This is a genomic window from Amycolatopsis ultiminotia, assembly GCF_039536925.1.
Taxonomy (GTDB): Bacteria; Actinomycetota; Actinomycetes; order Mycobacteriales; family Pseudonocardiaceae; genus Amycolatopsis; species Amycolatopsis ultiminotia.
Window position 1 is genome coordinate 1 of the sequence record NZ_BAAAZN010000020.1, and the last position, 13,166, is coordinate 13,166.

Here is a 13,166-nt window from a genome sequence, read left to right on the forward strand (position 1 = left end):
TTCAACTCCGTGAACTCCGGCCCCATCCGCACCCGCGTCCGAATCCACGACGGCTTCTTCTCAATCGGCGTCTCGCTGTTACGCACCTCAAGCCGCAACAACTTCCGCCCCTCAGGCGTCACGTTCATCGGGTGAGCTCCCCGTACAGCGGGTGCTTCTTGGCGAGCAGTTCGACCCGGTCCCGCAGCGCTTGCCGCACCGGTTCGTCGAAGTCCGGTTTCAGCGCCTCGCCGATCACGTCCGCGACCTCGGCGAAGTCCTCCTCGCCGAAACCGCGGGTGGCCAGCGCCGGGGTGCCGATGCGCAGGCCCGAGGTGACCATCGGCGGCCGCGGGTCGAACGGGACCGCATTGCGGTTGACCGTGATACCGACCGAATGCAGCCGGTCCTCGGCCTGCTGTCCGTCCAAAGCGGACCGCACCAGGTCGACAAGCACGAGGTGCACGTCGGTGCCGCCGGTCAGCACGCGCACGCCTGCCTCCGCGCAGTCAGTACGCGAGAGCCGGTCGGCGAGGATGCGCGAACCCGCCAGCGTCCGCTCCTGCCGCTCGCGGAACTCCTCGCTCGCGGCGATCTTCAGCGCCACCGCTTTCGCCGCGATCACGTGCTCCAGCGGCCCGCCCTGCTGACCGGGGAACACCGCCGAGTTGATCTTCTTCGCCAGCTCCTCGCGGCTCAGGATCAGGCCGCCGCGCGGACCGCCGAGGGTCTTGTGCGTGGTGGTGGTGACGATGTCCGCGTGCGGCACCGGCGACGGATGCAGCCCGGCGGCCACCAGACCGGCGAAGTGCGCCATGTCGACCATCAGCTTCGCGTCCACCAGATCCGCGATCCGGCGGAACTCGGCGAAGTCCAGCTGCCGTGGGTAGGCCGACCAGCCTGCGATGATCAGCTTCGGCCGGTGCTCCACCGCCAGCCGCTCGATCTCGGCCAGGTCGACGATCCCGGTTTCCTTGTCGACGTGGTAGGCGACCACGTCGTACAGCTTGCCGGAGAAATTGATCTTCATCCCGTGCGTGAGGTGCCCGCCGTGCGCGAGGTCGAGGCCGAGGATGGTGTCCCCCGGCTTCAGCACGGCGAACATCGCCGCCGCGTTGGCCTGTGCCCCCGAATGCGGCTGCACGTTGGCGTGTTCCGCGCCGAAGAGCGCCTTCGCCCGGTCGATCGCGAGCTGCTCGACCACGTCGACGTGCTCGCAGCCGCCGTAGTAGCGGCGGCCGGGGTAGCCCTCGGCGTACTTGTTGGTCAGCACCGAGCCCTGTGCCTCGAGCACGCCGACCGGCGCGAAGTTCTCCGAGGCGATCATCTCCAGGGTGGACTGCTGGCGGTCCAGCTCCGCGGCGACCGCGGCGGCGACCTCGGGGTCCACATCGGACAGGTGGGCATCGAAAGTCGGCATCAGCTCTCCTGGGTGAACGAGGCGTAGGCGGTGGCGTCGAGCAGTTCCGGCGCGTCACCGGAAAGCCGCACCCGCACCAGCCAGCCTTCGGTGTAGGGGTCGGAGTTGACGATCTCGGGACGTTCGGCCGTGGTCTCGTTCACCTCGACCACCTCGCCGCTGACCGGCGAGTACAGCTCGCTGACCGACTTCGTGGACTCGACCTCGCCGAACACCTCGCCCGCGGTGACCATCTCACCTGCCGCGGGCAGCTGCACGAACACGATGTCGCCGAGCGATTCGGCGGCGAAGGCGGTGATGCCGACGGTGGCCACGCCGTCGGCAACCGCCAGCCACTCGTGTTCCTTGGTGTAGGACAGGTTTTCCGGAACGCTCATTGCTTGCGGGCCTTTCAGGCTCGGGAGTAGAAGGGCAGGTCGACAACCTCGACCGGGAAGATCTTGCCGCGGATGTCGACGGACAGCTGCGTGCCGGGCTCGGCGTACCCCCGATCGACGTACGCCATCGCGATCGGGTGCCCCAGCGTCGGTGACAGCGCGCCGCTGGTCACCTCGCCGATCTCCGCGCCGTTCGCGGTGCTGTCCGGGCTTTCCCCGGCGAGCACCCGGTAGCCGTGGCGCGGAGCCCGCCGTCCGGTGCCGCGCAGGCCGATCCGCACCCGCGGGACGTCGGCCGTCGCCAGCTCCGCCAACGCCGCCCGGCCCACGAAATCGCCCGGTTTCTCGAACTTCACCACCCGGCCGAGCCCGGCCGCGAACGGGTTCAGCTGACGGCTGAGTTCGTTGCCGTACAACGGCATTCCCGCTTCGAGCCGAAGGGTGTCGCGACAGGCCAGCCCGCACGGCACCAGCCCGTGCGCCTGCCCGGCCTCGGTCAGGATCCGCCACAACGCCGGTGCGTCCGCCGCGGGGGCGAACAGCTCGAAGCCGTCCTCACCGGTGTAGCCGGTGCGGGCCAGCAGCACCTCGTGGCCCTTCACGACCGCGGGCACGCTCGCGTAGTACTTGAGCGAGCCGAGGTCGGCGTCGGTCACCGCGGAAAGCACGCCGACCGCGTTCGGTCCCTGCACCGCGATCAGCGCGGTGGCTGCGGAACGGTCGTCCACCACGGCGTCGAATCCGCGCACGCGTTCGGCCAGTGCTTCGGCGACCACGCCGGCGTTGCCGGCGTTGGCCACCACCAGGTACTCCTCTTCGGCCAGACGGTAGACCACCAGGTCGTCGAGCACGCCACCGTCGGCGTCACAGATCATCGTGTACCGCGCTCGGCCCGGCTTGACCCCGGACAGGTTGCCGACCAGCGCGTAGTCGAGCACGTCGGCGGCCTGCCCGCCGCGCACGTGGAGCTCGGCCATATGCGACAGGTCGAACAGGCCGGCCGCCTCGCGGACCGCCTTGTGCTCGGCCAGCTCGCTCGCGTAGCGGACCGGCATCGACCAGCCGGCGAAATCGGTGAACAGCGCGCCGAGGCCCTGGTGGACTCCGTGCAAAGCGGTCTCTCGGGTCACGGGCTCAGCCTTCGTAGGAGTTCAGCGGCGGGCAGGAGCAGACGAGGTTGCGGTCTCCGCGGGCCCCGTCGATCCGGCGCACCGGCGGCCAGTACTTCGTCCTGCGCGACACCCCGGCCGGGTAGACGGCCAGCTCGCGGTCGTAGTCGTGCGCCCATTCGCCGACCAGCGCACCCGCGGTGTGCGGTGCACCGCGCAGCGGGCTGGTCTCCGCGGTCCACCGGCCTGCGGCCACCTCGTCGATCTCGTGCCGGATCGCGATCATCGCCGCGCAGAACCGGTCGATCTCGGCGAGGTCCTCGCTCTCGGTCGGCTCGACCATCAGCGTGCCCGCGACCGGGAAGGACATCGTCGGCGCGTGGAAGCCGTAGTCGATGAGCCGCTTGGCGACGTCGTCGACGGTCACGCCGGTCTCCTTGGTGATCCCGCGCAGGTCGAGGATGCACTCGTGCGCGACCAGCTCGTCCTGTCCGGTGTAGAGCACCGGGTAGTGCGGACCCAGCCGGGCGGCGATGTAGTTGGCCGCCAGCACCGCGACCTTGGTCGCCGTGGTGAGGCCGGGTGCACCCATCATCCGCACGTACGCCCAGGAAATCGGCAGGATCGAGGCCGAACCGTACGGTGCGCCGCTGATCGGGCCGACGCCGGTCGCCGGCCCCGCCCCGGCCAGCATCGGGTGGTTCGGCAGGTGCGGCGCGAGGTGCGCGCGCACCGCGACCGGGCCGACGCCCGGACCGCCGCCGCCGTGCGGGATGCAGAACGTCTTGTGCAGGTTGAGGTGCGAGACGTCGCCGCCGAACTCGCCCGGCTTCGCCAGGCCCAGCAGCGCGTTCAGGTTCGCGCCGTCCACGTAGACCTGGCCGCCGCCGTCGTGCACGATCTTCGCCAGCCGCTCGATACCGTGCTCGTACACGCCGTGCGTGGAGGGATAGGTGACCATGATCGCGGCCAGCGTGTCCCGATGGGTGTCCACTTTGGTCTGCAGGTCTTCGAGGTCCACGTTGCCTTCGCCGGTGCACTTGACCACGACCACGCGCATGCCGGCGAGCACGGCGGACGCGGCGTTGGTGCCGTGCGCGGACGACGGGATCAGGCAGACGTCGCGCTCGGGCTGGCCGTTCGCCCGGTGGTAACCGCGGATCGCCAGCAGGCCGGCCAGCTCACCCTGGCTGCCTGCGTTGGGCTGCAGGGAGACCCGATCGTAGCCGGTGACCTCGGCGAGCCAGCCGGACAGCTGCCGGACCAGCTCGTGGTACCCCTCGGCGTCCCCGGACGGCGCGAACGGGTGGATACCGGCGAACTCGCGCCAGCTGATCGGCTCCATCTCGGTGGTGGCGTTGAGTTTCATCGTGCACGAGCCGAGCGGGATCATCCCGCGGTCGAGCGCGAAGTCCTGGTCGGCGAGCCGGCGCAGGTAGCGCAGCATCGACGTCTCCGAGCGGTGCGTGCTGAACACCTCGTGCGCCATGAACCCGGTCTCGCGGACAAGACCGCTCGGCAACGCCTTCGCCGCTTCCCAAGCACTGTCGACGCCGAAAGCGCGAAGCACCTTCTCGAGCGTTTCAGGACGGGTCACCTCGTCGCAGGCGACACGGACGTGGTCGGCGTCGACGTGACCGAGGTTGATCCCGGCTTCACGCGCAGCAGCGTGCACCTCAGCGGCACGGCCGGGCACGTGCGCCACGACAGTGTCGAAGAACGTCTCGTGCACAACCTCGACGCCGCCCGCGCGCAAGGCGTTCGCGAAGCCGGCGGCCAGCTCGTGTACCCGGTTCGCGATGGACTTCAGCCCTTCGGGACCGTGGTAGACCGCGTACATCGCGGCCAGCACGGCAGGCAGCACCTGCGCGGTGCAAATGTTCGACGTCGCCTTCTCACGGCGGATGTGCTGTTCACGGGTCTGCAGCGCGAGCCGGTACGCGGAGTTGCCGTCGGCGTCCACCGACACGCCCACGAGCCTGCCGGGCAGCGAACGTTCCAAACCGGACCGCACCGCGATGTACCCGGCGTGCGGACCGCCGTACCCGAGCGGCACGCCGAACCGCTGCGTGGACCCGACCGCCACGTCGGCACCGAACTCACCAGGCGCCTCGACCAGGGTGAGCGCCAGCAGGTCGGCAGCCACGGTGTACAGCGCGCCCGCGGCCTTCGCCGCTTCGGAAACCGCGTGGTAGAAACCGCGGCCACGCAGTACCCCGGACGCGCCCGGGTACTGCGCGACGACGCCGAAGAACTCCTCCGGCAGCCCGGTCAGCAGGTCGCGCACCTGCACCTCGATACCCAGCGCCTCGGCCCGCGTGCGCACCACCGCGACGGTCTGCGGCAGGCATTCCGCGTCGAGCACGACCACGTTGGACTTCGCCTTCGACACCCGGCGCATCAACGTCATCGCCTCGGCGACCGCGGTGGACTCGTCCAGCAGCGAAGCGTTCGCCGTGGTCAGGCCGGTCAGGTCGGCGACCACGGTCTGGAAGTTCAGCAGTGCTTCCAGCCTGCCCTGCGAGATTTCCGGCTGGTACGGCGTGTACGCGGTGTACCAGGCCGGATTCTCCAGCACGTTGCGGCGGACCACGCCGGGCGTGACGGTGTCGTGGTAGCCGAGGCCGATCATCTGCGTCATCGGGCGGTTGCGCGCGGCGAGCGCACGCAGTTCGGCGGTGGCGTCCTCTTCGGACGCGGCGGTGGGCAGCTGCAGCTCACCGGCGGTGCGGATGGCCGAGGGCACCGCCGCTTCGACGAGTGCATCCAGGCTTCCGTAACCGCATTCGGCGAGCATCTTCGCCCGCTCGGCCGGACCGGGACCGATGTGACGGGTGTCGAAGGAGGTGGAGGTGATGGGAGCTCCTCAGTACGGGCACCGGACGCGACGGTGCGCTTGGGAACTCCCCCTCTGTCATGGGCACCTGAGAGTTTCGCCGCGCGGTGCGGCTTTCACCTTGGGTGAGGCGCGGGTGCGCCTTCTTTCCAGAGTGGCCTCGCCGAAAGCGGTAGTGGGTACCTGAGAGATTCCGGGGAGTTTGCTCCTTCGGTGCCCCATTGCTGACGTGGGGCTCTCCCGCTCCGGCTCGAACGGCCCAGTATGCAGTTGGTGGTGCTGTGGTGGCAGCCACTCTACCTGCCGCTTCGCGGGGCAGTCCAGCTCACCGGGCCTACGCCACACCCCGGTTTGACCGCCCGCCACCGTCACAGCGGCGTCACGTACGCCCCGGAGATGCCCCCGTCCACGAGGAACTGCGACGCCGTGATGAAGCTCGCGTCGTCGCTGGCCAGGAAGGCCACCGAGGCGGCGATCTCCTCCGGCTCGGCGAACCGGCCGAGCGGCACGTGCACCAGCCGGCGTGCCGCGCGTTCCGGATCCTTCGCGAACAACTCCTTCAGCAGCGGCGTGTTCACCGGACCCGGGCACAGCGCGTTGACCCGGATGTTCTCCCGCGCGAACTGCACCCCCAGCTCCCGCGTCATCGCGAGCACCCCGCCCTTCGACGCGGTGTAGGAGATCTGCGACGTCGCCGCGCCGAGCACGGCCACGAACGACGCGGTGTTCACGATCGCGCCCTTGCCCTGACGCTGCATGTGCGGCAGCACCGCCTTGCAGCACAGGTACACCGAGGTGAGGTTGACCCGCTGCACTCTTTCCCACGCATCGATGCCGGTGGTGAGGATGGAATCGTCCTCCGGCGGCGAGATGCCCGCGTTGTTGAACGCGACGTCGACCGAGCCGAACTCGTCCACAGTGGCCTGGAACAGGGCTTCGACCTGCTCGGCGTCGGTCACGTCGGTCGGCACGAACCGGCCGCCCACCTCGTCGGCCGCGGCCCTGCCCTGTTCGGGCACGACGTCGGCGATGACCACCTTCGCGCCCTCGCTCGCCAGCCGCCGGGCGGTGGCGAGGCCGATCCCGCTCGCCCCGCCGGTGATCACCACGACGCGGTCCTCGAAACGCTGCACCATCTGGTTCATTCCTCCGGATCTACGAGGTGCTCAGGAAAACGTTCTTCGTCTCGGTGAACGCCGAGGCGGCGTCCGGGCCCAGCTCACGGCCGAGCCCGGACTGCTTGAAGCCGCCGAACGGGGTCCAGTAGCGGACCGCGGAATGCGAGTTCACCGACAGGTTCCCGGATTCCACCGCGCGGGCCACCCGGAACGCGCGGCCGACGTCGCGGGTCCAGATCGACCCGGACAGGCCGTAGTCGGTGTGGTTGGCCATGCGCACCGCCTCGTCCTCGTCGGCGAACCGCAGCACGGCGACGACCGGGCCGAAGATCTCGTCACTGGCAAGCGGATCGGCCAGCCCCGGCGGAGTCACCACAGTGGGTGCGAACCAGAAACCCGGTCCGTCCGGCGCGCTGCCGCGGAACGCGACCGGTGTGGCAGCGGTGACGTAGGACGACACCTTCGCGTGGTGCGCGGCGGAGATCAGCGGGCCCATCTCGGTTTCCTCGGCGCCCGGATCGCCGACGACGACACCGCGCACGGCGGGCTCCAGCAACTCGAGGAAACGGTCGTAGACGTTGTCCTGCACCAGGATCAGCGAACGCGCGCAGCAGTCCTGGCCGGCGTTGTCGAACACCCCGTAGGGCGCGGTCGCCGCGGCTTGCGCCAGATCGGCGTCGTCGAACACCACGTTCGCGTTCTTGCCGCCCAGCTCCAGCGTCACCCGTTTCACCTGCGCCGAGCAGCCGGCCATGATCTGCTTGCCGACCTCGGTGGAGCCGGTGAACACGACCTTGCGCACCGCCGGATGCGTCACGAACCGCTGGCCGACCACCGCGCCCTTGCCGGGCAGCACCTGGAACACGTCGTCCGGGATGCCCGCCTCCCTGGCCAGTTCGGCCAGCCGGAGCGCGGTCAGCGGGGTCAGCTCGGCGGGCTTGAGCACCACCGTGTTGCCCGCCGCGAGCGCCGGCGCGAAGCCCCAGCCCGCGATCGGCATCGGGAAGTTCCACGGCACGATCACACCGACCACGCCCAGCGGTTCGTGGAAGGTCACGTTCACCCCGCCCGGCACCGGGATCTGCTGTCCCAGCAGGCGTTCCGGCGCACCGGCGTAGTAGTCCAGCACGTCCCGGACGTTGCCGGCCTCCCAGCGGGCGTTGCCGACGGTGTGCCCGGAGTTCAGCACCTCGAGCTGCGCCAGGTTCTCCCGGTCGGCGTCCACCGCGGCGGCGAACCGGCGCAGCAGCCGGGCCCGGTCCCCAGGCGGCACCGCCCGCCACGCCGGGAACGCGGCGTGCGCACGGGCGATCGCGGCGTCGGTCTCCTCCGCACTGGCGAGCGGAACCTGGCGGACCACCTCTTCGGTGGCCGGATTGAGCACGGCGAAGGTCTCGGTCATGGTCCCTCCTGCGCGGCGTTCACCAGTGCGGTGAACAGCCGGACGTCATCGGTGTCCTGCTCGGGATGCCACTGCACGCCGAGCACGAATCCGCCGGGCAGTTCCGCGGCCTCGACCGTGCCGTCGGCGGCGTGCCCGGAGGCGACCAGCCCGTGACCGAGCCGGTCGATCGCCTGGTGGTGGTAGCACCGCACCTTCGTCTCCGGGCCGAGGATCGCGGCGGCGCGGCTACCGGCGGTGAGCGTGACGGTCGTGCTGCCGAAAGCCGCCGGGGCCGGCTGGTGCGCGGTGTCGCCGAGGGATTCCGGCAGGTGCTGGGCCAGCGTGCCGCCGAGGGCCACGTTGATCACCTGGAGTCCGCGGCACACGCCCAGCACCGGTTTTCCGGCCGCGCGGGCGGCGGCGTAGAGGCCTGCCTCGAACGCGTCGCGCTCCGGGCGCAGATAGGTCGAGGGATGCGGCTGCTGTCCGTAGCGACCGGGGTCGATATCCGCCCCGCCGGTGAGCACGAGACCGTCGATCCGCGACATGAGCCGTTCGCAGGCCGTGGTGACCGGCGGCAACAGCACCGGGATTCCACCGGCGGCCACCACGCACTCGGAGTAAACCCGGTGCAACACGGTCGCTTCGGCGTCCCAGACGACGAACTTCGACCGTTCCGAGTACGTGGTGAGGCCGATGACGGGTGGATCAGAGGCGTTCGAAACCACGGATGCGCTCCCAATCGGTCACGGTCCGTTCGAACGCCTCCAGCTCGACCCGCGCGGCGTTGAGGTAGTGATCGACCACGTCGTCACCGAAGGCGTCGCGGGCGATCTGGCTGCGGTCGAGCGCGGCAGCCGCCTCGCCGAGCGTGCTGGGCACAGCCGGTTTGCCGGACGCGTAGGCGTTGCCGGAGAACTCGGGCTCCAGCGGCAGCTCGTTCTCGATGCCGTGCAGTCCGGCGGCGACCAGCGCGGCGACCGCGAGGTAGGGGTTCACGTCACCACCGGGCACCCGGTTCTCCACCCGCAGCGATTCGCCGTGCCCGACCACGCGCAGCGCGCAGGTCCGGTTGTCGGTGCCCCACGCGATCGCCGTCGGCGCGAAACTCCCCCGTACGAAACGCTTGTAGGAGTTGATGTTGGGCGCGAAGAAGCCGGTCAGCTCGCGCAGCGCGGCGAGCTGACCGGCGAGGAAGTGCTCCATCAGCGGCGAGAACCCGTGCTCGCTGTCGCCCGCCAGCACCGGATCACCGGAAGCGGAACGGAGGCTGAGGTGGATGTGGCAGGAGTTGCCCTCGCGTTCGTTGTACTTCGCCATGAACGTGAGGCTCTTGCCCTCCTGCGCGGCGATCTCCTTCGCGCCGTTCTTGTAGACGCTGTGGTTGTCGCAGCTGGTCAACGCCTCGGCGTAGCGGAAGGCGATCTCCTGCTGCCCGGGATTGCACTCGCCCTTGGCCGATTCGGGGTACAGCCCGGCGCCCGCCATCGCGTTGCGGATCCGGCGCAGCAGCGGTTCGATGCGCGCGGTGCCGAGCATCGAGTAGTCCACGTTGTACTGGTTGGCCGGCTTCAGATCGTGGTAGCGCTTGTCCCACGCGGCCTCGTAGGAATCGTCGAAGACGATGAACTCCAGCTCGGTGCCCGCGTACGCGACGAGGCCGCGGTCGGCGAGCCGGTCGAGCTGGCGGCGCAGGATCTGCCGCGGCGAAACGGTGACCGGACCGCCCTGCACCCGCTCGACGTCGGCGAGCACCATGGCGGTGCCCTCGTGCCACGGGATCTCGCGCAGCGTGCTGAAGTCCGGGCGCAGCACGAAGTCGCCGTAGCCGTGCTCCCACGAGGAGCTCGCGTAGCCGTCCACGGTGTTCATGTCCACGTCGACGGCCAGCAGGTAATTGCACGCTTCGGTGGCGTGGTCGGCGACCTCTTCGAGGAAGTACTCGGCCGAACAGCGCTTGCCCTGGAGCCTGCCCTGCATGTCGGTGATCGCGACGAGCACCGTGTCGATCGCGCCCGCCGCCACCCGCTCCCGGAGATCCGCCAGCGTGAGCAATCCTCGCCTGCCTGCCATCGCACCGTCCCAAAGGTTTGGATCAGGTCCTTTGCGCGTTCTTCCTACCGACCGGGCCGCGCGGGGTCAATGGCCGATAAGGTATTTTTCTGATCCATTCACCGGGGTCCGGTCTGTCCGGGATGCCCGGCTGAGAAGAATCTGTGAATCGGGCCGATCCGGGACCAAACGCGCCGTCTCGTACGTTGTACCGGGCAAGAGAGGTGAGAGGGATGACTGAAGCATTCACGCAGTCCACGTTCAGCCAGCAGCCGGCGCGGCCGCAGCTCCCGACGATGCCGACCGGGTGGCCGATCGCGTCCTACGAATCGTACGAGCAAGCGCAGCGGGCGGTCGACCACCTCGTCGGCGCCGACTTCCCGGTCACCGACGTGACCATCGTCGGCGTGCAGCCGATGCTCGTGGAGCGGATCGCGGGCCGGATGAGCCTCGGCAAGCTACTCAGCAGCGCGGCGATGTCCGGTGCCGTGTTCGGTCTGTTCCTCGGCCTCGTGCTGAGCATGCTCAACCCGGGCGCCGGACTGTTGCCGATCGGGCTCGGCCTGATCGCGGGCATCGTGTTCAACCTGCTGTTCGGCGCACTGGGCTACGCGGCCAACCGCAACAAGCGCGGATTCGTCTCGCAGAGCCAGCTGGTGGCACAGCGCTACGACGTGCTCTCCCAGCCCCGCAACGCAGAACGCGGCCGCGAACTCCTCGCCGACCTGGCGGCCCGCTCGGCATTCACGCACTGAACAGCCGCACCCCGCGGCGTCCGCCCGGCCTCTCGGCCACGACGCACTGACCTGTCACCACACCGGCCCCCGGCGCGATCGGCACAGTATTCCCTGTGCCGATCGCGCTGCCGTGTGCAGAGCTGTTCACCCCTCCCGCAGCATTTGCGACACACCGGGCGGTCACCGTCCCGGCGACGTTACGACGCGCCGACCTGCCACGGCAGCAGCGTTGCTACACACCGACCCGTCGCACCCTCGACAACATTGCACACTCCCGCGGCCTACGCCGCCCGCGCAGCATTGCGACGCGCTGGCCGCTACCTCCCCGGCAGCATTGCGACACACCGGCTTCTCGCCGTCCCGGCAACGTTGCGCCGCGCAGCCTGCCACCGCAACGGCAACGGCAACACGCTGACCCGTTACCGACGACAGCGGCGTTCCGACGTATCGACCCGGTACCGACCCGACCGCCGCGCAGCATGTCACCGGGCGGCTTCCCCTCGATCGGCGCAAGTTCCGTCACCGCGCCGAGTTCTCACTGCGACCGGCACTGACCGTTCCACCGCACCGTCCTTCACCGCGATCGACGCACTGCCGGTCACCGCACTGACCGTTCCACCGCACCGTCCCTCACCACGATCGACGCACTGCCGGTCACCGCACTGACCGGCAGTGCCCTCGCCGCGATCAGCCGATTCGCCGCCCATACCCGTACCAGGCCGATCCGGGCGCCCGCGCCAGGAGACAGGGGAGCAGCCCCGACCGCTGCTCCCCCGCCCCGCGCGGCTCTACCTCGTGGGCGGAGCGGGACTGGTCGTCGCCGTGCCGGTCGTCGAAGGCGCGCTCGAAGACGGCCGGTCACCCGACGGGGGCTGGGCGCCCGAAGAAGGCTGGCTGCTCGAAGAGGGCTCGCTGCTCGACGACGGTTTCGGGATCGCCGCCGCGAACGGCACTTCGTCGGTCTCACTGCAGTAGGCGCGGCTGCTGTTGTAGCCGTTGACGTTCCCTTGGTCGTCCTGGACGCCTTCCACGACGTTCGGCCGCGGGAACCGGTTGTCGGATCCGCGCGACTGCGTGGTCCCGGTGTCCTTCTCGCATCCGTGACGGGTGATCGACAGTGGACGGCCCTCCTCGTCGTAGAGGTAGACGTCCTTGAGCGGCTTGCCGTTCGCGTCGAACGCGTACACGTTCTCCAGCTCCTTGTCGCCGTAGCGCAGTTGCTGGTTGCCGTAGTTGTCGGTGGACGGCGAGGAGTACGACGCGGTGTTCGGGTAGTACGAGTCGTGGTTCCCGATCAGGTCGACCGCCGCCCCGAAACCGCCGAACGCGCCACCCACCACGAACGCCGACACCGGCACCGCGAGCCACAGCAGCCTGCGATCCTCCCGCGTGCGCGACCCGGCCCACACCATCGCCACCGCGGCGACCACCAGGAACGGCAGCAACGCCGCGGCGTACGTGTGCCGCACCATGAGCAGCAGGCCGAACGCCACCAGCAGCACCGCGCAGACCAGCCACCAGGCCGGCTTCAGTGCGCTCAGGTACGTCGCCGCGCGTGCACCGCGGCCTTCCCGCCACGTCCGCAGCGACTCCCGCGCCCAGCCGACCTCCGGCAGGTCCAGCACCGCCTGCACCCCGCGGCGGAACAACAGCCACAGGCTCACCGCGAACACCGGTACCAGCAGGATCAATCCCAACAGGATGTCCGGATCGATCTGGACCGCGGCGGCAAACGCGAGCAGCGCCATCACCGCGGCACAGAACACCATGCCCCACAAGGCAAACCGCGGTGCGAACAGACCAGGCGCGGCCGGCGTCGCGAGTACCTCGGTGGCTGCTTCGCCGGGTGGTGCGGCCGGATATCCACCGGCGGCCCGCAGTTCGGCCGCGTAGCTCTCCGGCGTGCCGAGCCGTTCGACGAGCGCCTCGACCCGCGCCGACGGGCCCAGCTCGGCCTCGATCTCGGCCAGGTGCGGCCGGACGTCCTCCAGGATCTCCTCGACCTCCCCGGTGGGCAGATCGGCGAGCGCGGTGCGGACCCTCGCCAGGTACACCCGCACGGCGGTGGGCTTTTCCGTACTCATGCTGCTTCTCCCCGTGTCTTTCCCGCCCCGCGGACGTCCTGCTTCGTTTCTTCGGTTCCCCTCGCGCAGC

At 69.8% G+C, this 13,166-nt stretch carries 10 protein-coding genes, 1 pseudogene and 1 riboswitch; of the genes and pseudogenes, 1 reads left to right on the top strand and 10 read right to left on the bottom strand.

Features of this window, described 5'->3' with window-relative positions; translation table 11 throughout:
• From ABD793_RS34020 to ABD793_RS34060, 9 genes and pseudogenes are all read right to left on the bottom strand, one after another.
• Nucleotides 1-128, bottom strand: a pseudogene (locus ABD793_RS34020) (lipoyl synthase); the annotation flags it as partial.
• The gene (glyA, locus tag ABD793_RS34025) at nt 125-1,399 is read right to left on the bottom strand and encodes a serine hydroxymethyltransferase (protein WP_344867399.1); all 1,275 of its coding nucleotides are present in this window, start codon (nt 1,397-1,399) and stop codon (nt 125-127) included. The gene glyA and the pseudogene ABD793_RS34020, both read right to left, overlap by 4 nt.
• Nucleotides 1,399-1,776, bottom strand: a complete 378-nt coding sequence (gene gcvH, locus ABD793_RS34030) for a glycine cleavage system protein GcvH (RefSeq protein ID WP_344867400.1) — start codon at nt 1,774-1,776, stop codon at nt 1,399-1,401. Before gcvH ends, glyA begins: the two co-directional genes overlap by 1 nt.
• Nucleotides 1,777-1,790: 14 nt before the next feature.
• Nucleotides 1,791-2,906 carry a glycine cleavage system aminomethyltransferase GcvT gene (gene gcvT / locus ABD793_RS34035; protein ID WP_344867401.1) on the bottom strand — a complete coding sequence of 372 codons (1,116 nt, stop codon included), beginning with the start codon at nt 2,904-2,906 and terminating at the stop codon, nt 1,791-1,793.
• Nucleotides 2,907-2,910: 4 nt separating this feature from the next.
• Entirely contained in the window at nt 2,911-5,742 is a 2,832-nt protein-coding gene (gene gcvP / locus ABD793_RS34040; RefSeq protein ID WP_344867550.1) for an aminomethyl-transferring glycine dehydrogenase, read from the bottom strand.
• Between the two features lie 44 nt (nt 5,743-5,786).
• Nucleotides 5,787-5,884, bottom strand: a riboswitch (glycine riboswitch).
• Nucleotides 5,885-6,089: 205 nt separating this feature from the next.
• The gene (locus ABD793_RS34045; RefSeq protein WP_344867402.1) at nt 6,090-6,857 is read right to left on the bottom strand and encodes a 3-oxoacyl-ACP reductase; all 768 of its coding nucleotides are present in this window, start codon (nt 6,855-6,857) and stop codon (nt 6,090-6,092) included.
• A gap of 19 nt (nt 6,858-6,876) precedes the next feature.
• On the bottom strand, nt 6,877-8,241 hold the full coding sequence (locus tag ABD793_RS34050) for an aldehyde dehydrogenase family protein (RefSeq protein ID WP_344867403.1): 1,365 nt from the start codon (nt 8,239-8,241) through the stop codon (nt 6,877-6,879).
• A complete protein-coding gene (locus tag ABD793_RS34055) occupies nt 8,238-8,951 on the bottom strand; it encodes a gamma-glutamyl-gamma-aminobutyrate hydrolase family protein (protein WP_344867404.1) in 714 nt (237 codons plus the stop codon). The genes ABD793_RS34050 and ABD793_RS34055 overlap by 4 nt, the downstream gene beginning before the upstream one ends.
• Nucleotides 8,932-10,296, bottom strand: a complete 1,365-nt coding sequence (locus tag ABD793_RS34060; RefSeq protein ID WP_344867405.1) for a glutamine synthetase family protein — start codon at nt 10,294-10,296, stop codon at nt 8,932-8,934. Before ABD793_RS34060 ends, ABD793_RS34055 begins: the two co-directional genes overlap by 20 nt.
• Nucleotides 10,297-10,508: 212 nt before the next feature.
• Here ABD793_RS34060 and ABD793_RS34065 point away from each other — a divergent pair, with 212 nt between their 5' ends.
• The gene (locus ABD793_RS34065) at nt 10,509-11,030 is read left to right on the top strand and encodes a YflT domain-containing protein (protein WP_344867406.1); all 522 of its coding nucleotides are present in this window, start codon (nt 10,509-10,511) and stop codon (nt 11,028-11,030) included.
• Between the two features lie 770 nt (nt 11,031-11,800).
• On the opposite strand, the gene ABD793_RS34070 is transcribed toward ABD793_RS34065, so the two are convergent.
• Nucleotides 11,801-13,096, bottom strand: coding sequence for a DUF1700 domain-containing protein (locus tag ABD793_RS34070; RefSeq protein ID WP_344867407.1), 1,296 nt, complete (start codon nt 13,094-13,096; stop codon nt 11,801-11,803).
• Nucleotides 13,097-13,166 lie beyond the last annotated feature (70 nt).